Annotated in this window: 20 protein-coding genes; 12 read left to right on the plus strand and 8 right to left on the minus strand. The window is 65.7% G+C overall.

All coding sequences use genetic code 11. From position 1 onward, the window contains the following. The 10 genes from VEI45_RS21635 to VEI45_RS21680 form a co-directional block, all read left to right on the plus strand. On the plus strand, positions 1–2,701 hold a 2,701-nt coding region (locus tag VEI45_RS21635; RefSeq protein ID WP_324856574.1), incomplete at its 5' end, for an SDR family oxidoreductase. A 12-nt stretch (positions 2,702–2,713) separates the two neighbouring features. Then, the gene (locus tag VEI45_RS21640) at positions 2,714–8,266 is read left to right on the plus strand and encodes a carboxyl transferase domain-containing protein (RefSeq protein ID WP_324856575.1); all 5,553 of its coding nucleotides are present in this window, start codon (positions 2,714–2,716) and stop codon (positions 8,264–8,266) included. A gap of 404 nt (positions 8,267–8,670) precedes the next feature. Continuing rightward, entirely contained in the window at positions 8,671–9,426 is a 756-nt protein-coding gene (locus tag VEI45_RS21645) for an MlaE family ABC transporter permease (protein WP_414687554.1), read from the plus strand. Between the two features lie 34 nt (positions 9,427–9,460). Beyond that, complete coding sequence (locus VEI45_RS21650) at positions 9,461–10,282, plus strand: ABC transporter permease (protein ID WP_324856591.1); 822 nt, start codon at positions 9,461–9,463, stop codon at positions 10,280–10,282. A gap of 10 nt (positions 10,283–10,292) precedes the next feature. Continuing rightward, positions 10,293–11,480: an MCE family protein gene (locus VEI45_RS21655; RefSeq protein WP_324856577.1), complete on the plus strand. Its 1,188-nt coding sequence runs from the start codon at positions 10,293–10,295 to the stop codon at positions 11,478–11,480. Further along, a complete protein-coding gene (locus VEI45_RS21660) occupies positions 11,477–12,502 on the plus strand; it encodes an MCE family protein (protein ID WP_324856578.1) in 1,026 nt (341 codons plus the stop codon). Before VEI45_RS21655 ends, VEI45_RS21660 begins: the two co-directional genes overlap by 4 nt. Then, a complete protein-coding gene (locus VEI45_RS21665) occupies positions 12,502–13,587 on the plus strand; it encodes an MCE family protein (RefSeq protein WP_324856592.1) in 1,086 nt (361 codons plus the stop codon). The genes VEI45_RS21660 and VEI45_RS21665 overlap by 1 nt, the downstream gene beginning before the upstream one ends. Then, entirely contained in the window at positions 13,584–15,005 is a 1,422-nt protein-coding gene (locus VEI45_RS21670; RefSeq protein ID WP_324856579.1) for an MCE family protein, read from the plus strand. Before VEI45_RS21665 ends, VEI45_RS21670 begins: the two co-directional genes overlap by 4 nt. Further along, positions 15,002–16,240, plus strand: coding sequence for an MCE family protein (locus VEI45_RS21675; protein WP_324856580.1), 1,239 nt, complete (start codon positions 15,002–15,004; stop codon positions 16,238–16,240). The genes VEI45_RS21670 and VEI45_RS21675 overlap by 4 nt, the downstream gene beginning before the upstream one ends. Then, the gene (locus VEI45_RS21680; RefSeq protein ID WP_324856581.1) at positions 16,240–17,871 is read left to right on the plus strand and encodes an MlaD family protein; all 1,632 of its coding nucleotides are present in this window, start codon (positions 16,240–16,242) and stop codon (positions 17,869–17,871) included. The genes VEI45_RS21675 and VEI45_RS21680 overlap by 1 nt, the downstream gene beginning before the upstream one ends. An 11-nt stretch (positions 17,872–17,882) precedes the next feature. On the opposite strand, the gene VEI45_RS21685 is transcribed toward VEI45_RS21680, so the two are convergent. Further along, positions 17,883–18,398: a hypothetical protein gene (locus tag VEI45_RS21685; RefSeq protein WP_324856582.1), complete on the minus strand. Its 516-nt coding sequence runs from the start codon at positions 18,396–18,398 to the stop codon at positions 17,883–17,885. Between the two features lie 14 nt (positions 18,399–18,412). Next, the gene (locus tag VEI45_RS21690; protein ID WP_324856583.1) at positions 18,413–19,378 is read right to left on the minus strand and encodes an alpha/beta hydrolase; all 966 of its coding nucleotides are present in this window, start codon (positions 19,376–19,378) and stop codon (positions 18,413–18,415) included. Between the two features lie 197 nt (positions 19,379–19,575). Here VEI45_RS21690 and VEI45_RS21695 point away from each other — a divergent pair, with 197 nt between their 5' ends. After that, positions 19,576–20,004, plus strand: coding sequence for a hypothetical protein (locus tag VEI45_RS21695; RefSeq protein WP_414687555.1), 429 nt, complete (start codon positions 19,576–19,578; stop codon positions 20,002–20,004). Between the two features lie 21 nt (positions 20,005–20,025). On the opposite strand, the gene VEI45_RS21700 is transcribed toward VEI45_RS21695, so the two are convergent. The 5 genes from VEI45_RS21700 to VEI45_RS21720 all read right to left on the minus strand — a co-directional run bounded on the left by VEI45_RS21700 (position 20,026) and on the right by VEI45_RS21720 (position 25,041). After that, positions 20,026–20,799: a 4'-phosphopantetheinyl transferase family protein gene (locus VEI45_RS21700; RefSeq protein WP_324856584.1), complete on the minus strand. Its 774-nt coding sequence runs from the start codon at positions 20,797–20,799 to the stop codon at positions 20,026–20,028. A 61-nt stretch (positions 20,800–20,860) separates the two neighbouring features. Then, entirely contained in the window at positions 20,861–22,276 is a 1,416-nt protein-coding gene (locus VEI45_RS21705) for a wax ester/triacylglycerol synthase domain-containing protein (RefSeq protein ID WP_324856585.1), read from the minus strand. Between the two features lie 77 nt (positions 22,277–22,353). Beyond that, positions 22,354–22,824 carry an SRPBCC family protein gene (locus VEI45_RS21710; protein WP_324856586.1) on the minus strand — a complete coding sequence of 157 codons (471 nt, stop codon included), beginning with the start codon at positions 22,822–22,824 and terminating at the stop codon, positions 22,354–22,356. 20 nt (positions 22,825–22,844) lie between these two features. Then, complete coding sequence (locus VEI45_RS21715) at positions 22,845–23,672, minus strand: SDR family NAD(P)-dependent oxidoreductase (protein ID WP_324856587.1); 828 nt, start codon at positions 23,670–23,672, stop codon at positions 22,845–22,847. A gap of 85 nt (positions 23,673–23,757) precedes the next feature. Beyond that, the gene (locus VEI45_RS21720) at positions 23,758–25,041 is read right to left on the minus strand and encodes a hypothetical protein (RefSeq protein ID WP_324856588.1); all 1,284 of its coding nucleotides are present in this window, start codon (positions 25,039–25,041) and stop codon (positions 23,758–23,760) included. A 157-nt stretch (positions 25,042–25,198) separates the two neighbouring features. On the opposite strand from VEI45_RS21720, the gene VEI45_RS21725 reads away from it, so the two are divergent. After that, complete coding sequence (locus VEI45_RS21725; RefSeq protein ID WP_324856589.1) at positions 25,199–26,005, plus strand: lysophospholipid acyltransferase family protein; 807 nt, start codon at positions 25,199–25,201, stop codon at positions 26,003–26,005. A 10-nt stretch (positions 26,006–26,015) separates the two neighbouring features. Here the strand turns inward: VEI45_RS21725 and VEI45_RS21730 are convergent. Beyond that, a partial coding sequence (locus VEI45_RS21730; RefSeq protein WP_324856590.1) for a putative PEP-binding protein occupies positions 26,016–26,222 on the minus strand: 207 nt, incomplete at its 5' end.

Genomic DNA, 26,222 nt, shown 5'->3' on the forward strand with positions numbered 1-26,222 from the left:
AGCCGACCTCGGCGTGGACACCGTCAAACAGGCCGAGATCTTCGCCGCCATCCGAGGCCACTACGGCGTCGCCCGCGACGACACCCTCAAGCTGCGCGACTTCCCCACCCTGACCCACGTCATCGGCTGGATCCGCGACAAAACGGGGGCCACCGAACGCCCAAAAGTACCGGCTGAGACAGCCGAGACGGCGCGAAGCGACGTCCCGGCAGCGCCCACCGTGCCCACCATCGAAGGCGACATCGCCGCGACGGACCGGATCCCGCGGCAGGTGCCGGTGCCCGTGTTGCGGCCAAGCCTCTCGAGCTGCGTGCCGACCGGGATCACGCTCGGACCCGGTACCCGGGTGGCGGTCATGGCCGACCAAAGCGGCGTCGCCGGCGCGCTGATCACCCGGCTGGGCCGGCTCGGCGTCGATGTGGTGGCGATGCACGCGGACGACGACATCGACACCGTGCTCGGCGATGCCCAAGTCGACGGCGTGTACTGGCTGGTCGCGCTGGACGACGAGGGCCCCCTGGAGGAGTTGAACCTCGCCGGCTGGCGCGAAGCGCTGCGGCTGCGGGTGGGCAACCTCTACATGGCGATGCGCGGACTGTACGAACGCAGCCCGTTCCTCGTCGTTGCCACCCGGCTGGGCGGATACCACGGCTACGACGCGGCCGGGGCAACCTGCCCGCTGGGCGGCGCGGTCACCGGCTTCGCCAAGGCGTACCGGCGAGAGCGGCCCGATGCCCTGGTCAAGGCGGTCGACTTCCCGCCAGGCCGCAAGACCGCAGCGCTGGCCGACGTGCTGATCGACGAGACGCTCCGCGATCCGGGCTGCGTCGAGGTCGGCCACGCCGGCGGGCGACGCTGGGGCGTCGGCCTGGTAGCGCGACCGTTCCCCGCAGAACCCGAGCAGGCCGCCGCGGTGCTCGGTCCGGATCCGGTGTTCGTCATCACCGGTGCCGCCGGCAGCATCGTGTCGGCAATTACCGCCGACTTGGCCGCAGCGTGGCCGGGCACCTTCCACCTGCTCGACCTCAGCCCCGAGCCTGACCCCGCCGATGCCGACCTGCGGCGGTACGCCGAAGACCGGGAAGGGTTCAAGACCGAACTGGCCGCTCGGATGCGCGAGCGCGGCGAGCGCCCGACACCGGTCCTAATCGAGCGGCAGCTGGCCCGCTTCGAGCGGGTGCAGGCCGCGCTGGCCGCGATCCGTGCCGTTGAGTCCGCGGGTGGTTCGGCGCACTACTACAGCGTCGACCTCACCGATGCCGGGGCGGTGGACAAAGTGATGGCCCAGGTGCGCGACACCAGCGGGCGAATCGACGTCCTGCTGCACGCCGCCGGGATCGAGGTCAGCCACGCGCTGCCGGACAAGGAGCCCGCCGAGTTCGACCTGGTGCTCGGCATCAAGGGCGACGGGCTGTTCAACGTGCTGCACGCCGTCGGCGCTATGCCGTTGGGAACGGTCGTGGCGTTCAGCTCGGTGGCGGGCCGTTTCGGCAACATGGGACAAACCGACTACAGCGCCGCCAACGACTTGCAGTGCAAGGTGTTGAGCAGCCTGCGCCGCAGCCGTCCCGGGGTGCGAACCCTGTCGATCGATTGGACCGCATGGGGCAGCATCGGCATGGCCAGCCGCGGATCAATCCCCAAAATCATGGCGGCGGCCGGGGTAGAGATGCTGCCCGCCGAGGCGGGCGTGGCGTGGATCCGACGTGAACTTAACACGGGCATGCGCGACCGGGAGGTCGTCGTCGCCGGTGCACTGGGCGCAATGGCCGCCGAATTTCATCAGACGGGTGGCGTCGACCCGGCCGCACTGACCGGGGACGGCCCGCTGGTCGGAGAAGTCGTCCGCGCCGGTGTCAACGAGGGATTGGTGGTGCGCACGACGCTGGATCCCACTGCCCGGCCGTTCCTGGATCACCACCGCATCGACGGCACGCCGGTGCTGCCCGGTGTGATGGGCATGGAGGCGTTCGCCGAGACCGCCCGGTTGCTCGCCCCTGACAGGCACGTGGCTGCCGTGGAGAACGTGGACTTCCGCGCGCCGCTGAAGTTCTACCGCGACGAGCCGCGCGCAGTGACGATCACCGCGCTGCTGCGACCCGACGGCGACGACCTGCTGGCCGAATGCCGCCTGTCGGCCGAGCGCATCCTGCCCGGCGCCGACCAGCCGCAGCGCACCTTGCACTTCACCGGCTCGGTGCGGTTGACGGCCAATCCACCCGCGCTCGCCGTCGCCGACATCGACTCGGGCAGCGAAACCCCGTCGCTGACGGCGGAGCAGGTCTACCGGCTGTACTTCCACGGCCCGGCCTATCGGGTGGTCTGTTCGGCGTGGAGGCATGGCGACGGCGTGGCCGCCAGGTTCGCCGCCGACCTGCCGCCGCAGGTCGATCAGCCGGTGCTGATCGGGCCGCGACTGGTCGAACTGTGCTTCCAGACCGTCGGGCTGCTGCAGGCCGGCACCGAGGGCGTGCTGGCCCTGCCAATGCACGTCGATGCGGTGCAGCTCAGCGGAACGCCGGAGGAGCGCGCCGGACTGGTTGCCACCGCACGGCCCGACGGGCGCGGGGGCTTCGACTGCGCCGTCCGCGACGACGAGGGCACGCTCGTGCTGCGGGTCGACGGGTACCGCACGGCGCCGTTGCCGAACCCGCCGCCGCCGGATGTCGTCGCCCCGATGCGGTCGGTGATGGGCAGCTGAGGAGATACCAGCATGGACAGGCAGATTCGGCGGCTGGCGATCGTCAACCGCGGTGAGCCCGCGGTTCGCGCGCTGACCGCGGTGGCCGAACTCAACCAGGCCGGTGAGCAGCCACCGATCCGGACTGTCGTGCTTTACACCGACCCGGACGCCGACGCCTGGTATGTGCGGGAGGCCGACGAGGCGGTCTCGCTTGGCACCGCGACGTTCGTTGACCCCGTCGACGGCACCCGCCGGGCGCGGTACCTCGACGAGCCGGCTGTCATAGCAGCGCTGCGCCGCGCCGATGTGGACGCGGCATGGGTGGGCTGGGGGTTCCTTGCCGAGCATGCCTCGTTCGCCCAGGCATGCGAGGAAGCCGGCATCGTGTTCATCGGCCCGGACAGCGCCACGATCCGGCGGCTCGGCGACAAGGTGGCTGCCAAGCGGCTTGCCGAGCAGGCCGACGTGCCGGTGGTGCCGTGGAGCGGCGGGCCGGTCGACGACGTGGCGCAGGCGACCGCAGCCGCGGTCCGGCTCGGCTATCCGGTGATGGTGAAGGCGGCTGCAGGAGGGGGCGGCCGTGGGATCAGGCTGGTTCGCGACGACGCCGAGCTCGCCGCCGCGCTGCCATCCGCGCGCGCTGAGGCGCAGCTGGCCTTCGGCGACCCGACCGTCTTTCTGGAGCAGCTTGTGCCGGCCGCGCGCCACGTCGAGGTCCAGGTGATGGCGGATGGATACGGCACCGTGTGGGCGGTCGGTGTGCGGGACTGCACCCTGCAACGCCGGCACCAGAAGGTGCTGGAGGAGTCCGCGTCGACCGTACTGGACGCCGAACAAGAGCAGGCGATCCGCGACGCGGCGGTCCGGCTGACCGCCGCCGCGGGCTACCGCAACGCGGGCACCGTGGAGTTCCTGGTCGACCCGGACACCGGGAGCTTCCTGTTCATGGAGGTCAACACCCGGCTGCAGGTAGAGCATCCGATCACCGAGGCGACCACCGGACTGGATCTGGTGAAATTGCAGCTGCACGTAGCGCAGGGCGGGCGGCTCACCGGCACGCCCCCGCAGGTGACCGGACACGCGATCGAGGCACGGCTGTGTGCCGAAGACCCCGAGAACGCGTTCACGCCCGCGCCGGGCCGGCTGGCCCGGCTGCACCTGCCGGCCGGCACCGGGATCCGGGTCGATGCGGGTGTGCGCGAAGGTGACCGGATCCCAGCCGATTTCGACTCGATGATCGCCAAGATCGTGGCATGGGGGAACGACCGCGGGGAGGCCCTCGCCCGGCTGCGTCGGGCATTGCGCGACACCACGGTGGTGGTCGAAAGCGGCACCACCAACCGGTCGTTTCTGCTGACCCTGCTCGACCGGCCGGAGGTGCGCGACGGGCACTTCGACAACCACTGGCTGGACCGGCTCACCGGCGAGGCGGCGCACCTGCCAGCCCCGGATCCGGTTGCCCTGCTGGTGGCCGCCGTGGATTCGTATGACCTCGACGAGGCTGCCGAGCAGGCTGCGTTCCATGCCCGCGCGGCGCGAGGCGGTGCCGAGTCCGCGGCCGAGGTGGGTCACCGCTGCCGCCTCCGCTACCGGGGCCAGCAGTACGACCTGCACGTTTACCGCACCGGCCGCGAGACCTACCGTGTCACATCCGGCGGTGCCAGGACCGCGGATGTCACAGTGTCCTACCGGGACGGATACGAGCGGCGGGTGGTAGTTGGCGACCGGGTGCACCGTGTGCTCTCGGTCGTGGAAGGAGCCACCCTGCGGGTCGACGTCGACGGCGCGGCCCACGCCGTGTCCCGGGACGACGGTGGCGTCGTGCGCTGCCCCGGACCGGCCTTCGTGCTGTCGGTCCTGGTCAAACCCGGTGACGAGGTCAGCGAGGGTGACCCGCTGGCGGTCGTGGAAAGCATGAAAATGGAAACCACGATCACCGCACCGTTCGCCGGCACCGTCGCTGCCGTCGAAACCGCCGCCAACGTGCAGATCGAAGCGGGCGCGCCGGTGGTCCGCATCATGACGTCCGAAGCCGCTCAGGACCACGTCGGGGGCGCGGTCGACTTCACCGGACTCGCCGCGGTCGAGCCACCCGGCACACCACCCTGCCACCGGGTGTATGGGGCGCTGCGTTCCTATCTGCTCGGTTACGACATGGACCCGGGCTCGGTGAGTGCGATGCTGACCCGGCAGCGCCGGCTTGGCGAGTTCGCTCCGCCGGCCGACACCGAACTGCTGCGCTGCGAGGACAGCCTGCTGGATCTGTTCGCCGACGTCGGCTCGCTCTACCGGCCGCGCGGCGAGATGGAGCCAGAGGAGGAGTTCGTCGCCGGCAGCGCCCAGGAGTACCTGCTGTCCTACCTGCAGTGGTTGGACGCAGACCGGGCCGGCCTGCCCGACTCGTACCGGCAGCGGTTGGAGCGTGCGCTGCTGCGCTACGGCGTGCGCGGCCTGGATCGCACCCCCGAACTCGAAGAAGCCGTCGTCTGGATGTTCCGCTCCTTCCACCGTGTCGCCGACCTGGCGCCCGCGGTGACCGCCATCCTCGAGCGCCGGCTCCGCCACCAAGCCGAGCTGGCGCAGCTGGCCGACGCCGAGATGCGGGCCCGGCTTGACCGTCTGGCGGCCATCCAGGGTCGCCAACGGGTGGTCGCCGACTTGGCACGCGACGTGCGGTTCCACTACTTTGATGAGCCGCTGCTCGAGGTCGTCGTCGCCGAGGAGTACGCCAGGGCGGGGCGCGATCTCGATGCGCTGCGTGACCATTCCGACGGCCCCGACCGGGCCGAGCGGATCGGTCGACTCGTCGCCTGCCCGCAGCCGCTGCGAGCCGAGCTGTTGCGGCGCTGGCGCAGCAGCAGCGACGCCGGACCGCGCCCGGCGCTACTGGAGGTCTACGCCCGCCGGTTCTACCGGATCAGGGAACTGCGCAACTTGGCGGTCAAAGAGCACGACGGGCGGCTGCTGGGTACCGCCGACTACGACTACGAGGACAAGGCCATCCACCTGGTCACCGCGTACGCACCCCTGACCGAACTGCCGGAGCTATCCCGGGCGATCGCCGGGCACCTGGCCACGACCGACGCCGGACGTGAGCCGGTGGTGGATCTGGAGCTGTGGCGGCACGGCGAGACCGCTGATATCGACGCCGTCGTGGCCGAGGCCGACAAGCTCCTGGCCAGCTGCGACTTCGGGCGCCTCCTTCACCGCCTAGACCTCACCGTGACCACCGTCGAAGGGGCGGCCCCGGAGCGCTTCCGCACCTATCACGTGACCTACCGCCAGCGGGACGGGCAGTTCGTCGAGGACGCGCTCTACCGCAACCTGCACCCGATGATCGCCAAGCGTCTGGACCTGTGGCGCCTGGGGAACTTCAAACTGCGCCGGCTGCGCTCGGCCGAGGACGTGTACGTGTTCCACGGTGTGGCGTACGACAATCCCGCCGACCAGCGGCTGTTCGCGCTGGCCGAAGTGCGCGACCTGACCCCGGCCCGCGCCGCCAGCGGTGCGGCGCGCTACCCGCGGCTGGAGCTGATGGGCTTGGAGGCCCTGTCGGCGATGCGCGAAGCGCTCGCGACGTTCGACGGGCGGGACCGGCCGGTGGCCAACCGGATAGTGCTCTATGTCCGGCCGCCGTGGGATGTGCCGCGCGACGCGTGGACCGAACAGGCCCGGTCGTTGGCGCCGCTGGCCATCGGTGCCGGCCTGGAAAAAGTCGTGCTGCGAGTACGGTTCCCCGACGGTCGCGACCATGTGCTGGAGGTGGAGGGGCTGGACGGGGGCGTGACGGTGCGCGAACGCCCGCCGGGGCAGGAGCCGATCAGGTCAATGACGCCGTACCGGCAGAAGGTGCTCCGGGCCAACCGCTTCAGCGCGCCGTACCCGTATGAGATCGTGCGGATGCTCACCCCTCCGACCGAGGCGGTATCTCGGTTTCCCCCAGGGCAGTTCATCGAGCACGACCTGGACGAGCACGGCAACCTGGTAGCGGTGTCGCGACCATACGGGACAAACACCGCCAACATCGTTGTCGGCCTGCTGTGCAACGACACCGAGAAGGTGCCGGAAGGGATGACCAGGGTCGCGCTATTCAGTGACCCGATCCGCGGGCTGGGCAACCTGGCCGAGCCGGAGTGTCGGCGCATCATCGCGGGGCTCGACCTGGCCGAGCGGATGCGAATACCGGTCGAATGGTTCGCGCTGTCGTCTGGCGCGAAGATCGCGATGGACAGCGGCACCGAGAACATGGACTGGATTGCCGCGGTGCTACGCCGCCTCATCGAATTCACCCAGGGCGGCGGGGAGGTGAACCTCCTTATTACCGGGGTGACCGTGGGCGGCCAGCCGTACTGGAACGCCGAGGCAACCATGCTGATGCACACCCGCGGCATTCTGGTGATGACACCTGCCAGCGCGATGGTGCTGACCGGCAAGCAGGCGCTGGACTTCTCCGGCGGTGTGTCGGCCGAAGACAACTTCGGTATCGGCGGCTTCGACAGGATCATGGGACCCAACGGCCAGGGCCAGTACTGGGCGCCCACCCTCGCCGACGCATGCGACATCCTGCTGCGCCACTACGAGTACACCTACGTCATGCCGGGCGAGAAATGGCCGCGTCGGCGCACCACGGCCGACCCGTTAGACCGTGACGTGCGATCGGCGCCGCACGCCCGGGCCGCGGGCTCCGACATGGCGACAGTCGGGGAGATCTTCTCCGCCACCCACAACCCGGAACGTAAGAAGCCGTTCGACATGCGGTCGGTCATGCGGGCAGTGGCCGACACAGATTCAGCTCCATTGGAGCGGTGGGGTGAATGGCGTGCCGCCGAGACCACAATTGTGTGGGATGCGCACATCGGCGGTATTCCGGTGTGCCTGATGGGGATTGAATCGCACACGGTGCCACGACGCGGATTCGTGCCGGCCGGCGGCCCCTCCTCGTGGTCGTCCGGAACCCTGTTCCCTCAGTCGTCGCGCAAGCTGGCGCGCGCGATCAACGCCGCCAGCGGCAACCGCCCGGTCGTGGTGCTCGCCAACCTGTCCGGCTTCGACGGTTCGCCGGAGTCAATGCGCCGCTGGCAATTGGAGTACGGCGCCGAAATCGGACGCGCGGTGACCAACTTCCGCGGCCCAATCGTGTTCGTGGTGGTATCCCGCTATCACGGTGGTGCTTTCGTCGTGTTCTCCAAGGCGCTGAACGAAAGACTCGAAATTGCCGCTGTGGAGGGCTCATTCGCGTCGGTGATCGGCGGCGCGCCCGCGGCCGCCACGGTGTTCGCCAGAGAAGTGGACGCACGCACCCAGCGGGACCCCGAAGTACGCGAGGCGGCCGAGCGGGCGCGCGCAGCGACCGGATCGGACGCCGGCGCGGCGCGGGCGCAAGTCGCCCAGATCACGGCGACGGTCCGCTCGGCGAAACTCAGCGAAGTCGCCGACGAGTTCGACCGGATCCACACCGTCCAGCGTGCACTCGTCGTGGGGTCGGTGGACCGGATCATCAGCGCCGAGACGCTACGACCCTACATTGTCGACGCGCTCGAACGAGGGATGTCAGCCCTCGAGCGGGATCTGTCAAAGGTTTAGCGCCAGGTCTTCGGTACGGTGCTGACCTGATTTCCGATCCACCGCGCGGCAGAGACCTGTTGTACGGCAGTCGGTTTGGAGCATCACCGTTGAAACATGCTAGTCGATGGCTGTCGCACAATAGACACCCCTAGGGTGCAGCCGACCGACTCGCCGGCACCGCGGGAGTCCAAATGGCCAATTGATGAAGGACTTTCGTCACTAGTGTCGCGACGTCGAAGGTTAATAGCGTCGGTGAGGTCAGGGTAAGAAGTTACCAAGAGACGCTTCGGTGGCGCACGCAGTGGGCGGGATGGGTCGCGTCGTGGCTAGGCCCTCGGCGGTAACGATTCCGGAGGGACCGGAAGCCGATGGTGAGTAAACGGCTGGATCCCGGGTCGCGGGGTCTCGCGTTAGGTCGAGATATGTCTGGGCCGCTGCAGGCCGTCGGTGGCTTGTTTTTGATGTCGTTCGACGCCGTGCGGGACGCATTCCGCCGACCGTTTTCGTGGCGCGAGTTTTTGGACCAGGCTTGGTTTTTGGCCCGAGTCTCGATGGCTCCCACCCTGCTGGTCGCAATACCTCTCACGGTCTTGGTCAGCTTTACGCTCAACATCCTGCTGCGCGAGCTCGGTGCTGCCGACTTGAGCGGTGCCGGCGCGGCGTTCGGTGCGGTCACACAAGTGGGGCCGCTGGCAACGGTCTTGGTCATCGCGGGAGCAGGTGCCACGGCCATGTGCGCGGACCTGGGTTCGCGCACGATTCGCGAGGAAATCGAGGCGTTGGAGGTTTTGGGTATCGATCCGGTGCGGCGGTTGGTGACTCCTCGTGTGCTGGCATCCACGCTGATAGCCCTGCTGTTGAATGGCCTGGTCGTCATCGTCGGCATCGTGGGCGGCTATATCTTTTCGGTGTTCGTCCAAGACATCAGCCCCGGCGCGTTCATGGCGGGCATCACCCTTCTGACCGGTATTCGCGAGTTGATCATTTCCGGTGTGAAGGCCGCCTGCTTCGGCGCGATCGCCGGCATGGTCGCCTGCTACCGCGGCCTGATCATTTCTCGCGGCGGCGCCAAGGCCGTGGGCACCGCCGTGAACGAAACCGTGGTGTACGCGTTCATAGCGCTCTTCGTCGTCAACGTGGTCATCACAGCCATCGGCGTCAAGCTAACGGCCAAGTGAGGAAGGGCATCCTGTGACCAGCCAAGTGGCCTACCTGCTTAGACAGCAATACGAGAAGCCGGTCGGCGCGCTGAGCAAAACTGGCAATCAAACAATGTTTTTCGGCCGGGCGATCCGGGGGGTTCCGTACGCCGCTATCCACTTTCGGCGTGAGATCACTCGCCAAGTAGCCGAAATCAGCATGGGCACAGGAACTTTGGCGATGATCGGCGGTACGGTGGCGATTGTCGGGTTTTTGACCCTGGCCGCGGGCGGAACGCTGGCAGTCCAAGGGTATAGCTCGCTGGGCAACATCGGCATCGAGGCGTTGACTGGATTCTTGTCGTCATTCATCAACGTCCGCATCTCGGCACCCGTGGTCGCGGGAATCGGCTTGGCGGCCACGTTCGGAGCCGGCGTGACCGCACAACTTGGCGCCATGCGAATCGCCGAAGAGATCGACGCATTGGAAGCCATGGCTATTCGCTCCGTTGAATACTTGGTCAGCTCCAGAATCATCGCCGGGATGATCGCGATCACGCCGTTGTACGCGATCGCCGTGATCCTTTCGTTCGTCGCCAGCCGAACGGTGACCGTGATCCTCCTTGGGCAGTCCCCCGGCCTCTACAGCCACTACTTCCGCACATTCTTGAATCCGATCGACTTGCTGTGGTCGTTCCTGCAGGCCATATTGATGGCGCTAGTCGTCCTGATGGTGCACACCTACTACGGCTATTACGCCAGTGGCGGACCCTCCGGCGTGGGTGTCGCGGTGGGCAATGCGGTGCGGACCTCGCTTGTGACCGTCGTGTCGGTGACCTTGTTTGTCTCGCTTGCGGTCTATGGCACCAACGGCAACTTCCACCTCTCGGGCTAGGGGACAGCCGATGAGACCAAGTATCGTGTCCGCACTGGTAGGCCTGGCAACCTACGTTGCGATCGCGACACTCATCGCCGTTGCTGTCGGTGCGTTTCGGGGGAGCTTTACTCCGACCGCGCCGGTGACCGTGTTGTCCCCGCGGGCCGGTCTGGTGATGAACGAAAGCGCCCGAGTGACAATGCGTGGCATCGAGGTGGGCAAGGTCGCCTCAATCGAGGTGCTGCCCAACGGGAAAGCCGCCCTGCATCTGGCTATGGATCCGTCCCAGTTACATCTCATTCCCGCCAATGTGCTCGTCGAAATCGCGCCGCCAACGGCTTTCGGGGCCAAGTACGTGCAGCTGATCCCTCCAGCTGAGCCGTCACCACAGCCCATACACGCCGGACAGGTGCTCGACGCCCGACACGTCACTGTCGAAATCAACACGGTGTTCGACCAACTCACGGCGGTGCTCTCGAAGATCGAACCCGTGAAGCTGAATGAGACCCTCGGTGCGATCGCGAAGGCGTTGAACGGCCGTGGCCACAAGCTCGGCCGTGCGCTCGGTGATCTGGACGAGGTCCTCGCGAAGGTCGAGCCAGGCCTTCCGGCGCTGAGCCATGACATCGCCGTGGCGCCCGACGTTCTCAACGCCTACGCCGATGCGGCGCCGGACCTGATCAGGACCGCGGACAACGCGACACGGATAAGCCAGACGATCGTCGCCGAACAAGACAACCTCGACGCGTTTCTGATCAGCGCGATCGGTCTGGCCGACATCGGTAACGACGTGGTCGGAACCAACCGGCAGGCGCTGACAGATGTGCTGCGCCTGCTGGTTCCGACGACCGACCTCACCAACCGGTACAGCCAGTCGCTGAACTGCGGGCTTGCCGGCATGGTCCCGTTGGCCACGTCGCCGCCGCTGCCGTTCCCGGGTGTCGTCGTGTCGGTGAGTTTTACGCTGGGCGTCGAACGATACCGGTACCCGCATGACCTACCGAAGGTCGCGGCGACGGGCGCTCCGCAGTGTCAGCTCCTGCCGAAGGTGCCACTGGAGCAGCATCCGCCGTTCGTCGTCATGGACGTCGGGGCCAACCCCACGCAATACGGAAACCAGGGCATTCTGCTGAACTCAGATGCCCTCAAACAGTTACTGTTCGGGCCTATCGACGGCCCGCCCCGCAACACCGCACAGGTCGGACAGCCAGGATGACGAGCGCACGGCGAACGATCATCAAGTTGGGGGCCTTCGTGGTCGTCATGGCCGTGTTGATTGTCTTCCTGTTCGTCATCTTCGGTCAGTACCGCGCCGGCTCGACGTATAAGTATTCGGCGGTGTTCGTCGACGTGTCGCGGCTCAAGGGCGGAGACACCGTGCGGGTGGCCGGCATCCGGGTGGGCACGGTCAACAGCGTCTCGTTGCGCGCGGACAAGACGGTGCTGGTGAAGTTTGACGCCGACCGCAACATCGTGCTTACCAGCGGCACCAGAGCGGCGGTGCGCTACCTCAACCTTACCGGCGATCGCTTTCTCGAACTCGTCGACGGCCCCGGCTCGACCAAGACTCAACCGCCCGGGTCGGAAATCCCGGTCGCCCGCACGGCCCCGGCGCTGGACCTCGACCTGCTACTGGGCGGGCTGAAACCGGTGATCCAGGGTTTGAATCCGAGAGACGTGAATGCGCTCACCTCATCGCTATTGGAGATATTCCAGGGCGAGGGCGGCACCCTGGAGTCTGTGTTGTCGAAGACATCGTCGTTCTCGAACACGTTGGCCGCCAACAACCAAGTCATCGAACAGTTGATCGACCATCTCAACACCGTCGTCGCCACGATCGCCAAAGACGGCGACAAGTTCTCGCAAACGGTCGACCGGCTCGAGCGGTTCATCACTGAGCTATCGAAGGACCGGGATCCGATCGGCGCCTCAATCGACTCTCTCGACCACGCGACCGCGTCGTTGGCCGACCTGTTGGGCACCGCGCGCCGGCCGTTGGCCGACACCGTGGACCAGTTGAATCGGGTTGCGCCGCTGCTCGTTCAGGGCAAAGACCGCATCGACCTTCAGTTGCAGAAGACACCGGAAAACCTTCGGAAACTCGTCCGGCTCGGCGCGTATGGCAGCTTCATCCAGTACTACATCTGCGGATTGCGCTTCCGCGCCACCGACCTTCAGGGCCGCACCGTGTTGGCCCCCTGGTTCAAGCAAGAAGGCGGGAGGTGTGCAGAACCCTGATGCTTAGATACCACGGAACCAACCTCATTCGACCAGGATTCATCGGCGCTGTCCTGTTGCTGCTCGTTGTCTTGATCGGTCTTTCACCCGACCGGCTGATGTCCTGGGCGACGGCAGTCAGATACCAGGCGCTGTTCGACGAAGCCGGGGGCCTGGCCGTAGGTAACGACGTGACGATCTCAGGCATAAAGGTCGGTACAGTGTCGCACACTTCACTGCAAAACGGTTACGCGCTAGTCACTTTCACCGTACCCGGGAAGATTCAGCTCGGCTCGGAGAGTACCGCACACATCCGCACTGGGACGCTACTGGGCCAGCGGGTACTCACAGTGGAATCCTCGGGCACGCGCCCCATGCGCCCAAACGACGTGATACCACTGTCGCGCACATCCTCCCCGTACTCGCTGACCGAGGCGCTCAGCGACCTCACGACAAACGTCGCCGGCGCCGATACCCGAACGCTCAACCAGTCTCTTGACACCCTGTCGGCCACAATCGAACAGATCGCACCGCAACTCGGTCCGACCTTCGACGGGCTGACCCGGTTATCGCGGTCCCTCAACAGCAGAAACCAACCACTGCACGATCTTCTCAAGAGCGCCAAAGATGTCACCGGAATCCTGTCGGAGCGCAGCCAGCAGGTCAATACACTGATCCTCAACGCCAACGATCTGCTCGGGGTGCTCGCTGCCCAGCGGCACGCGATCGTTCGGTTGCTGGCCAACACGTCTGCGCTATCCAAGCAGCTGTCCGGGCTGGTGGCGGACAACGAACAGAAGCTGGCACCGACGCTGGAAAAGCTGAATTCGGTGACAGCGATGCTGGAAAAGAACCGCGACAATATCGGCAAGATCCTGCCGCGGTTAGCGAAATTCGAAGTCACCCAGGGTGAGACGGTGGCTAGCGGCCCCTTCTACCAGGCGTTCGTGCCGAATCTGCAACCTATGCAAATTCTGCAGCCATTCTTCGACTATCTCTGGGGATTCCGCACCTTCGACACGGGACGTGGGCCCGGCTTCCCTTCGCCCATGCCGCGGGCGTTGTTCCCGTTCCCGTACAACGGTATCCCGGGAGGTTCGCGATGATGTCGCGCAACCGGATGGCAGTTGCGACCGGTGTCGTGCTCGCTGGGCTTATCGTTGCGGCAGCGGTTTTCATTGTTCGGGAGACCATTTTCCGGCCGAAGACGATCAGCGCCTACTTCACTGCCGCCACGGCGATCTATCCCGGCGATGACGTACGCGTCTCGGGTATCAAGGTGGGCACCATCGCTTCGGTCCAGCCTCAGGGCACTGCGGCCAAGCTGACCATGAAAGTGGACCGCGACACCGCGATTCCGGCCAATGCCAAGGCGGTGATCGTCGCACAGAATCTGGTCGCGTCGCGCTACGTCCAGCTCACGCCGTACCGGTCGGGTGGTCCCACGATGCTCGACGGCGCGGTGATTCCGGTCGAGCGCACGGCGGTACCCGTCGAGTGGGATGAAGTGAAGGCTCAACTCGACCGCCTGGCAACGGATTTGGGACCGACGGCCAATATGCCGACCAGTCCGATAGGCCGGTTCATCGAGAGCTCCGCCGACGCGCTCCAGGGCAACGGCGACAAGCTCAGACAAACGCTCGCCCAGCTGTCGGGGGTGGGCCGGATCCTGGCCGACAACAGCGGCAACATCGTCGACATCATCAAAAACCTGCAGACTTTCGTCACGGCACTTCGTGACAGCGACCAGCAGATCGTGCAGTTTCAAAACCGGCTCGCCACGCTCACCAGCGTGCTGGACGACAATAGGTCCGATCTGGACGCGGCGCTGAAGGATCTGTCGGGTGCGGTTGGCGAGGTTCAACGCTTCATCGCGGGAAGCCGCGATCAAACTAGCGAGACGATTCAGCGGTTGGCCAACGTCACGCAGAACCTCGCCGATCACAAAATTGATCTGGAGAACGTACTTCACGTTGCGCCGAACGCGTTCGCGAACTTCTACAACTTTTACAACGCGGACACCGGAGACGATATCGGAGCGTTCGTGTTCAACAACCTTTCCAGTCCCGTGCAGTTCATCTGTTCGGCGATGGGCGCCATTGAAAACATCACCGCGCCCGAAACGGCCAAGCTGTGTGCGGAATACCTCGGGCCAGGCTTGCGCTTGCTGAACCTCAACTACGGCAACCTTGCGCTGCTGTTCTTGCCCGTGCCCGCCAACCCCTACTTGATGCCGTCGATGGACCCGAACGACATCGTCTACTCCGACCCGAATCTGGCGCCCGGCGGTGCGGGGCCCAAGCCCGGGCCGCCGGAGATCCCGCCCGCGATATCCGCATACACAGGCCTGAACAACGATGTGCCGCCGCCGGCAGGGTGGGGCGGCGCGGGCCTGCCTCCCATGCCCCCCGGCCGGTATGCTCCTTTGCCGGCATTTCCGTCACCGGCGCTGTACCCGGGAGCACCGGTGCCCACCGTGACCAACGTGCCGGACATGCTGCCGCCGGAAAGGCCAGCATCATGACCGGCCGGTTCAATGCGTTCAAGGCAAGGGGGCTGCTGCTATCCGCCTCCTGCGTGATACTGACCGCGACCGGATGCACATTCCAAGGCGTGAACTCCCTACCCCTGCCCGGCGCGGTAGGGCGCGGCCCGGGAGCCAGCATTTACCACGTCGACATCGCCAATGTCGGCCACCTGGAGCCGAATTCGCCGGTGCTGATCGGCGACGTCGTGGTCGGCAGTGTCGGCACGATGACGGTGAAGGGCTGGCACGCCGACGTTGAATTGTCGGTACGACCCGACGTCGTGGTACCGGCCAATTCGGTGGCTAAGGTCGGGCAGACCAGCCTGCTCGGCTCCATGCATATGGAACTGAATCCGCCGCTCGGCCAGGGGCCGCGCGGGCGGCTCACACCCGGTGCCACCATCCCGCTGGACAAGTCGTCAACCTACCCGTCCACCGAGCAGACCCTGGCACTGCTGTCTGTGGTGATCAATTCCGGAGGACTCGGCCAGATCGGCGACATCATCCACAACGTCAACGCCGCGCTGTCCGGGCGCCAAGGACAAATCCGGGATCTACTGAGTCGACTCGACACCTTTGTCGGCACGCTGGACCAACAGCGCGACAACATCATTGCCGCTATCCAGGGATTGAACCGGCTGGCCGACACGTTCGCCGGACAGCGCGACACCATCACGCAGGCGCTGCGCAGGCTACCGCCGGCGCTGGCGGTACTGATTAGGGAGCGGCCGCGGATCACCGAAGCGCTCGACAAACTGCGCGTCTTCGGCGACACCGCCACTCGGCTGGTCAACGACAGTCAGGCCGACCTGGTGAGAAACCTGCAGAACCTCGAACCGACGATCCGCGCGCTGGCCGACATCGGACCGGATCTCGGCACTGCCATCGGCTACACGCTGACCCCGTTCCCGTACAGCCAAAACCTGATCGACAGAGCCGTCCGAGGGGACTACATAAACCTCTACGCCGACGTCGATTTCACGATTCCGCGGCTCAAGCGAACGATGCTGCTGGGCACCCGCTGGGGTCAACTGCATGCGCCGCTGGTGCCAGCGCCAGGGGAACCGTTCTATCAGGAGTACACCTACGATCCACTCGCATTGCCGGTAACGCCGCCACCGCCCGCTGCCCCGCCTCCTGCCGGGGCACCGATTCCGGCTCACCCGACCACGCAAGCCAATCATGCTGCGCCACAAATCCAATTCCCTCCGATGGATGAGGGCGGTCGCTGATGCTGACTCGGCTCGTCAAAGTTCAGCTGACAATCTTCACGATCGTCGGCACCCTCGCGGTTTTCGTGATGATCTTTGACTACATGCGCGCGCCGTCGCTGCTCGGCGTCGGCCGGATGACTATCACATTGAAGCTGCCCGCTGCCGGCGGCCTCTACCGGTTCAGCAATGTCACGTATCGGGGCGTGCAGGTCGGTGAAGTCACCGCGCTGAAGCTGACGCCCGACGACGCGGAAGCGACACTCTCCCTTGGCGCGTCGCTCAAGATCCCGGCAAACCTACAAGCGGAGGTACGCAGCGTCTCCGCGGTGGGCGAACAGTACGTGGACTTGCGGCCGCGCACCGACTCGCCGCCCTACCTGCACGACGGTTCGGTCATCCCCGCACGCGACACCACCATCCCCCGGCCGGTCGGGCCGATGCTCGACCGGGTCAATGCGCTGATCCACAGCATTCCCCAGGACAAGCTCGAAGCTTTGCTCGACGAGTCGTTCAAGGGCTTCAACGGGGCCGGCTACGACCTCGGATCGCTGATCGACTCGGCGGCAACGATTTCCGGTGACCTCAAACCCGTCGCCGAGCGCACCCGAACCCTGATCGAGGACACCAAACCGCTGCTGGACTCACAAGCCGAGACCACCGACGCGATCAGGACTTGGGCGCGCAGCCTCGCCGGAGTCACCGGGCAGCTGGTCACCGACGACAGACAGGTTCGCACCCTGCTGGAAAACGGGCCCGGGGCCTTGGACGAGGTGTCGCGGCTGCTCACCCAAGTCAAACCGACGTTGCCGGTGTTGCTCGCCAACCTCACCACCATCGGCCAGGTCGGCGTGGTCTACCACGCGTCGCTGGAGCAACTACTCATGCTCTTACCACCGTCTGTTTCGAGTACTCAGTCATATTCCAGTACAAGCAACGCAACCGGCCTGCCCCTCGGTGAGTTCGCCGTTTCGTTGGAAGATCCTCCGGCTTGTACGGTCGGCTTCCTGCCGCCGTCCGCATGGAGGTCTCCGGCTGATACCACCACGATCGACACGCCCGACGGCCTCTACTGCAAGTTGCCGCAGGATTCGCCGGTAGTGGTGCGTGGCGCTCGCAACTATCCTTGTATGGGCCACCCCGGGAAGCGGGCGCCGACCGTTGAAATCTGCGACAGCGACAAGCCGTACGCGCCGCTGGCCATGCGCCAACATATGGGCGGCCCGTACCCATTGGACCCGAATCTCATCTCGCAGGGCATTCCGCCCGATGACCGGATCAACGCCGACACCAGAATGTTCGGCCCCGTGGAGGGAACACCCCTACCATCGGGTGCGGTCCCGCGGGGGACACCGCCGGGGCCGCGGGGATCATACGGACCGCCCGGGCCGGGGTACGCTGCTCCGCCGCTGCCGTCATCGCCGCTACCGCCGGCGCCACCCGATACTGCTCCGCCTCCGGCCGGCCAGGCGCCGCAAGCGGCTCCAAGTGGGTTCGCCACCAACGCTTCTGCGCCAGGCCCATCAGTCGCCGTCACCCAGTACGACCCGCGCACCGGTCAGTTTTTCAGTCCGGATGGCCAAACCTATCGGCAGACAAACCTCGTTAACTCAGCGGCGCCCAAGACGTGGCAGGACCTGCTGGCCAAGTAGCTCATACCCCATCACCCAATCTTGACCAGCTTGAACGGCATCCGCACTACCAGCCACTGATTCCTGCCGCAGGCACCGCTCGGGCCGGTTGTCTTGTCCTCGCCGACCAAGGTTGTCGAGCCGGGGGAACTTATGCCGCTCGCAGCCGCTGGATAGAACCGATATTCCTGCAATCCGGTGAACGCGGTGCCGTCGTCGCACCGCTCCCAGTTCGGGACCTCGCGCTTGACGGTCCACTCTGAGTTCTGCCTGTGCAGATCGGCGCTCCATCCCGCATCACTGGTGACGCGTCCGATGCAGTCGAACGGAGTTGTACACGTCGAGGTGATCGTCCATGTGCTCCTGACGGTCGCCTCGTTGTGGTAGCTGTCGTTAGTTTTGGCCCATTCGCCGTTCGAAGTGGCGAGGTATGTCCCGCTCAGGGCATCATCATCGCCGTATGCGGTTGCTGACGAAAATGCGCTCAGGACGCCTATCCCTATGGCACCCAACAGAATTGGCCTTGCTATCACACCGGTTGAGCGCATGTTCGGGCAATCAGTTACTGAATGGAGCGTGTAGGGAGATCGGCTCGGAGGGATGAGCTGATGAAGCCGAGGATCTCGTCGACATCGGCGAAGCCGCCGAGGTGACTCTTGCCGGGGCGCAGGATGAGCTCCACGTCGGACAGGTAGGAAACCGCCGACTTGACCTCCTCGACGGACACGATGGGATCGGCGTCGCCCTGCCACCACCGCACCGGCGCCTTCACGTCGGCCAGCCGGAAGCCCCAGTTCCGCCCGAACAGGCGGAGGTCATCGACGAGGGCCTGGAAGCGGCCCCGGGCGGTGAGGGCGATGTCGTCGATGAACATCGCTTCGATCTCGGAATCGGCGAAAACCTGTCGGTCGGCCTCGGGCATGACGCTGGCGAAGCCCTGATAGGCCCAGTGCCCGAGCGGCACGACGGGGAGCAATCCCGCGGCGACCACCGCCGCTAGCGGCTGGCGCAGGCCCGACAAGATCGGGGCGAAGCGGCGGGTCAGGTCGACAAGGCCGGTGGCGGTGGCATCCGGTCCGATCGTCGGTGTCACGCTGCCCAGTATGGCCACTGCCGCGACGCGACCTGCCAGCGCGGGCGTCCCGGCGCAGGACAGGGCGTAAGGGCCGCCGCCGGACAGCCCGATGACGCCCAGCCGTTCGGCGTCGAGTGTGTCGGCCACCTGGGCGGCGTCGGCGGCCCAGTCGGCCACCGCGTTGTAACGGTGTGGATCGGACAGACCGGAGCCAGGCCGTTCCACTACGACGACGCGCAGGCCGAGCTTCTCAGCGGTGCGCCGGCCAAGTAGCGGGAACTGGCGCCGTCCGCCGGGAGTGCCGTGGAACCACAACACCACCGGGCCGGCGGGGTCACCGTACTCGGCGTAGCCCAGCCGGCGACCGCCAGCGAGATGGAAGCGCCCTTCGGCGCGTGGCTTTTCGATGCGGGGCACGCGGAAGGGGTGCCGCCAGGGGTTGCTAAGGCGCATTTTCTCTGCGGCTCCTTGTAGCCAGGGGAGGCGCAACCCCCGCAGCTTCCCCGCTTCTTTCCCCTGCGGGAGAGGCTACAGCGAGGAAATCCTGGCGACCGGAGAATTCAGTGCAATTCCGCGACCAGGCAACATATATTGGCCGATCGAAGGGTCCTTGGCGAACGGGGAGGCCCGTGAAGACGCTCACACTCGGCGTGGCGCTGACGGTGGCTGCGGCCGCGCTCGCGCCGGTTGCCGGAGCTGAGTCGTTGGGCAACTACCAACTTCACATCGACGGCAGGTACGACTTTCACACCTGGATATGGGCTATGAGTCCATGCGGTAGCTCGCTCGAATCGCCTGGAGGATGTGTCCACGTGCTCGCTATAGCCCAGCCCGTAGCGAAGGCGTTCAATTACCAAGGCGATGCGTGGCTGACCAATGGCCGGTACACCTTGGCCGTCGACGTTCCCGATGGTCTGCGCTGCGGTGACGTCTACTATGGCCCCGCCATTCCCACCCATGACGTCTACTCATGGGACGCAACGACGCTGACTGGTTCACTCGACTCCTCATTCGCAACGAGCTGCGATGGTGCGCCAGCCGGAACGTACACCTACCCGTTCACCCTGTCGCATATGTAGGTCAAAGCGGTGCCGCACATGTCACCGGTGTAGCGGCCGGTCCAGCCAGGAGTGGCGGGGTTCCGCTGCCGCCAGCACACCCGGATCGCCGAGGGCGAATGGCGGTGCAGCCGCCACGTCCGCGGCAACCGTCAGCAGGAATCGGCCGTCACGCCGCCACCAGCCGGCAAAAGTCGGCCCCTCAACAGCGCGTACGGTCAACGCGCCCCAGCCGTCTCCGCGCGATGCGGCTAACGTCACCTCGAGGGTGCGAGTGTCCCGGCGCAATCCGGTCCGCAACACCTTCAGCGCGCTCTCTTTCGCCGACCAGATCAGGTTCGCGACTGCGTATCGCTCGTCGCCGACCGGGCGCGACGCAACCAGCCGTTGCTCGGCCGCGGTGAAGAAATCGCTGACGAAGCCGGGCGTGCGCGGCTCCACCAGTTCCAGGTCACAGCCCACCGGGTGACTGGAGGCCGGGTACGTAACGCACACCGCCCAACCGGCGCGATCGGTGATCGACACCTCGACGGCCAACGGAGCTCCGTCGACGCATACGTAGGGGGCACCGCTGGCGGCATTGCGGACTTCGATGCCGGCCAGCGCGGCCGGGTCCGTTGGCCAGCCGCTGACCGCAGCGATGGCACGCTTGGCGACCAGCCGCCGCAGCAGGAACTCGTTGCGCCGCTTAGTGAATCGCAGCCCGGCCAGCCTGGTCGCCTCGCCGGGCGCCAGCCAGTGTTCTGCTGCGGGCAGCGCGTCCTCGCCCATTGCAAGCCATCCGTATCCGTCCGGATCGGATAAACGCTCGCGCACTGGGACCTCCCGAGAACGCCGGTCTGCCGAATCTACCGCCGCAGGCTCGGCAGCACGACCACTACTGGCCTCCGTCGCCGAGGGCGATGACCGCGTCAAGGCCTTCACGGATGCACGCCACGAACCCGCCCAGGTCCGTGACCGCTGCGGCATCGACGTTGATGCCGATCAGGGCCTTGTGGTGATAACCCACCAGCGTGATGTTGGCGGCGGTGCCGATAGGGGGCCCGAAGGGAAAAATGCTGAGCACCTTCGCGCCGGCGAGGTAGACCGCCAAAGCGCCGGCCTTTACGTTGCTGAGCACGAAGTCGTCGTGTTTCATGATCAACCCGAAGACTCGATTCACTGCCGGACCGAAGGCGTTGATCACCGTGCCGAGCGCGGTGGCCAACGGGAGTTTCGAAACCCCCTTCAAGCCTTCGATCAGACCGTGATAGGTCGCCATCGCGGCGCCCGGGTCATCGGCGCCGATCGGAATCGCCGTTCGACAACCGTTCACCCGGTTGCCGAACGGTGGGTCGCCCGGCTTGCGGATGTCAACGGGGATGGTGGTCCGCAGTCGGTCGACGGGTTTGCCGTGCCGTTGATGGTACAAAGCGAATCCGTGGGCGACGGCGGTGAGGAACGCGTCGTTGACGGTGCAGCCCCGTGTTTTGGCGGCTTTCCGCAATCCTTCGAGGTCAGCCTCTACTGCCGCGAAGCGCAGCCACCCTCGCCGCTCGGTCATCAAGGGAGAGAGCGTTCTGAAGTTCGGCGCCACGATCCGGGCCACCGCCCGCACATCCTTCGCGAAGCTGGTCGCGGTAGCCCGTGGGCGCCGCACCACGGTCGGCAGCGTATGCGCAGTCGAGGCCGCAGACCGACCCACGAACCCGAGAACCCGTTGTCCGGTGTAGTTGGCGGCTTCGACCGCCAGCCCAAGCCGGGATTGATCCTCGGGCTCGGGAATCGGCGGCATCGGGCCAAGATCACGGGGCTTTCGGGTGAGGTCGCCGAGCAGTCCGAAGATCGCAAGAAGGCCGGTACCGTCGCTCAACACATGATTGACCGTGAGGATTAACGCCGCCTGCCCGCCCTTGAGGCCTTCGACGACGGTGATGGTCCAGAGCGGGCGCTGCCGGTCGAGGCCGGACATCGTCGACTGGCGCGCGAACTCCAGCACGCCGTCCAAAGATCCATCATCCGGCGCGCCAATCCAGCGGACATGATAGGAGAGATCGAAGTTCGGGTCGACGAGCCAACGGGGAGTCGACACGCGCAACGGCGCCTCCACCAGCCGGTGCCGGAATGACGGCAGGGTACGGCTGCCACGCTCGACGCGGTCCAGCAGGACCTCCCGGTCGGGCACCCGATCAAGGATCAACACCACCGTGATCGTCTGCCGAAACAACGGATCCCTTTCGATCCCCCACAGCATCGCGTCCAGATCGCCGGTGTGATGGGGCTTGTGCGAAGCGTGATTGTCAATAGTTGCCATGTTTCTCGGCTGTCGTTCGCTGTTTCTGCGGGCCGTATTCGTCGTGTGCGCCCACGGCGGACCGGATAGGTAGGTAATCAGCCGCCATAGCGGTTGTGGAGTTTGGTCAACGTGGCCTCGATGCCGGCGGCATTGCGCTTCGCGAAACCCGTTCGCTCGTAATACTTCAGCCGGTCCTTCAACAGTCCGGTGTCGCGGTAGTCGAACGTCTCGGTGACCCGTGTGGTCGTCGGCGTGATTGCGGCGAACTCCCAACGCCAGTGGTGCCCGACCGGGTGGCGCCATTCGATCAGTTCGTCGGGTTTCATCGCCGTGATGGTGCTGGTGATGCGATAGGGCGCCCCGAACATCCTCATCTTCGTGGTGAACCTCGCGCCCGGAACCAGCCGCTGCGGAGCGCGGATGTTTTTCCCGACGGTGCCCGAACCGTCGAGTTCGTAGTGTCGACGCGGGTCCGCGACGATCGCGAACAGGTCAGCTGCCGGGGCGTGGACCTCAACCGAGCGGCTGACCTGATTGCGACCGGCGTCCACAGTGGTGACGGTCATTGTGGCTGCTCCTGACTTTTCTAGGTGGCGACCATGGCGAGGCTGCGCTCCCAGAGTTCGCGGGCCAGGACCGGGTCGTAGGCCCGAGGATTGGCCCGAGCGATTCGGTGGTTGGCGTAGTACTCGCCCGATTTCCAGTCGGTTCCCGGTGTGGATGAGGCCAGCCACACCAGTTCGTCGGACCCCTGCTCAGGTCCAACCAGCGCCAGAAACTTGATCGGGCCGCGAAACGCCGTCCGAATCCACCACGTTCGCGAGGTGTTTCCGAAGTTGGTCGCCACATCGCCGGGATGAAACGCCGCCGTGGAGATTCCGGCAGCGTGGTAGCGGCGGTGCAGCTCCTTGGTGAACAAGACCATTTCCAGCTTTGCGTCGCCGTATGCCCGCAGCGGCCGGTAGCCGTGCACTGCGTCGAGGTCATCGATATTGACGTGGCCGAAGTACGTATTGACCACGCTCGAAGTGTTCAGCACCGTGGCGCTGGATTCGACGAGCCGATCCATCAGCAGCGTGGTGAGCAGAAACGCGGCCAGATAATCGACCTGGAAGGTCGTTTCGTGGCCGTCGACGGTGACCTCGCGTCGCCTCATCGCACGGCCGGCATTGTTGGCCAGCACATCGATGCGGGGGCAGGTCTGCAGCAGTTGGTCGGCCAACCTCCGCACCTGTGAAAGATCCGTGAAATCGGCCGCGAAGTACTCGGCACCAAGGCGTGCGGCGACGGCGGTTGTTTTCGCTGCGGATCGGCCGACCACGACTACGTTCTCGCCGCTTCGGCTCAGCCTGGCTGCCGCAGCCGCGCCGATGCCATCACTGGCGCCGGTGATGATGACCGTCCGACACGCCATGCTGTCCTTTCCGAGCCGCGCCGTCAGGCCTCCTCCTTCGGCGAGAAGCCGTTCGGCCGGCCCATCCTCGCCACGGACGCTTCGATCAGACCGCCCTCGACGCGTCCACTGATTCCTCATCGTCGGGCAGGACGTGAGGCCGATCAATGAGTCCCGATTGCACTAACGCGTCTTCGACGAAGCGCTGCACCGGTCGCGAACGGAAGAATCCGGCGTGGCCGCCCGGGTACCACACGATCTGGGGTCTGCCCCAGTGCTCCCAGAGCCGGAACGTCTGCGCCCTCGGATGCACCAGCTGGTCGGCAAGTCCGGCGTATATAAAGCGGCCCTGCATCGGCACGCGGGGAACCAGCGACAGCGGCGAGATCATCCTTCCGATGGGTTCCGCCAGCGCGATCGTATGCCGGCGCGGGTCGTCGTGAGCAACGCCCGCGTGGCGTCCCAACAGTTCAATCAGGTCCGCCACCGGCACGCCGAGGATCGCGCAGGTGAGGCCTTCTTCCAGGCTTGCCACTAGAGACGCGATGTAACTGCCCAGCGACATACCGTTCAGCCCGATGGGCGAGTCCGGTTCCTCACGCCGTATCCACGACAGCAGCCGCCGGATGTCCCAGACACTTTGGGCTGTGGCGTGCACATCGTCGAGCACATCCTCTCCGGGTAATACGGCGCCCTTTGGCAGGCCACGTGCGCGGGGGCCGTGCATCGGAAGGACCGGCAGGACGACGTTCAGACCGAGACGCTCATGCAGGTCCCAGGCACGGAAGAGCCTCAAATCGATTCTGCCACGGCCCATTTCCGTGCCGTGCACACACACCAGCCATGGCCGAGGTTCGCGGTGCCGCAGCATCAGAGCATACTCGCGGTTGTTGGCGGTATATCCCAACCACCGTTCGGCGCCCGGTTCGCCCCGGTGCGGCGCATACCCGCTGTCGAAGACGACGCGTCGGAGCGAGCGCCTGCGACCCTTCACCGGCGTGACCTCGACGTATCTGGCAGGCGGAGGGGCGGCGAAGAACCCTTCCGGCTGGTCTAGCCACCCTTGCCCGCCGTAAAACGCTAGCGCCGCAACCACTTCCTCAGTGATCCGTTCGAATCCCTGCGGATCGCTGAGCGGTCGATGCATCCGCAAGCCAGCCAGCACGATCTCGTCGCGCAACGCGTGCGCCGCGAGCGCGAGTGTCGGGCGCGCCAGCGGAAGCTCATCGGGCTGACCGCTGGCATAGTCTCGCCACGATTGAGCGTAGTAACGGCGGGCGTTTCGGAACGCCTTGACCACACCACCGATCAGGCCGGCTCCTGGAACACGCCAGGAGAAAGCGCCGGCCCCATCTCGTTGCGCGTCATCGCCGGTTTCCGGTTCTGCCATACCCAGTGACGATAAACGACACCGAACAGCTCGATAGGGACTTAAGTCCCACCACCAACCAATCAAAGACCCTCTTCTGCCGGCTGCGGTCGCCATAGACTCCTGGCCAGCCAGTTTGACAGAGACTTGTCACCCGACTAACACCGCGGGAAAAGCTATGAGTGACATCGATATTGACAATGCGGAACTCGCGAAGTGGGATCCCGGCTTCACCGAGCTGGCAACAAAACTGTTCGCGCCGATCATCCATCGATATTTCCGAGCAGAGGTGCGCGGCTTGGAAGCCATCCCGCCCGCCGGCGGGGTGTTGTTGGTATCCAACCACTCTGGCGGGGCGCTGACCCCTGACCCGCTGGTGTTCGGCCCAGCCTTTTACAACAAGCTCGGATACGACCGTCCGCTCTACATCCTCGCCCACTACGGCGTGTTCTTCACCCCGTTGCGCAGCTACTTAGGCCGCATCGGCACCATCCATGCCAGCCCGGAAAATGCCGCGAAGGCGTTACACTCCGGTGCGGCCGCGCTGGTGTACCCTGGCGGCGATTTTGACGCGTACCGGCCGACGCTGAGCCAGAACGTCATCGACTTCAACGGCCGCACCGGATATGTCCGAATCGCCATCGAAACCGGCGTGCCGATCGTGCCCGTCGTCTCGATCGGGGCCCAGGAAACCCAACTGTTCCTGACCCGCGGCGATCGGCTGGCAAAGCGATTGGGCCTGCACCGGATTCGGCTCGATATCCTGCCCGTCACAGTCGGTTTCCCGTTCGGTATGACGATGTTTTTCCCGGCTAATTTCCCGCTGCCCACCAAGATTGTCAATCAGGTGCTCGAGCCGATCGACATCGCCGCGCGATTCGGAAAGAAGCCCGACGTGGCCGAGGTCGACTGCTTCGTCCGCTCGGTGATGCAGAACACCCTTAACCGGCTGGCCCGCGAGCGACGGTTCCCGGTGTTGGGCTGACCAAGTCCGACTAACCCGATTTCGCCCCCGCCCGCGGAGCGCGCCCGAGCCGCTGCTCGAGCTGCAGCACCTGTTTGGTGGTTTTGAGCACGGTGTCGGGGTTGAGGCTCATCGAGTCGATGCCGATCTCGACGAGGAATTCGGCCATGTCCGGGTAGTCGGACGGCGCCTGCCCGCACAGTCCGGAGTGAATGCCGTTGCGGCGGCAGCCGTCGAC

It is taken from the genome of Mycobacterium sp. (assembly GCF_035623875.1).
GTDB lineage: Bacteria > Actinomycetota > Actinomycetes > Mycobacteriales > Mycobacteriaceae > Mycobacterium.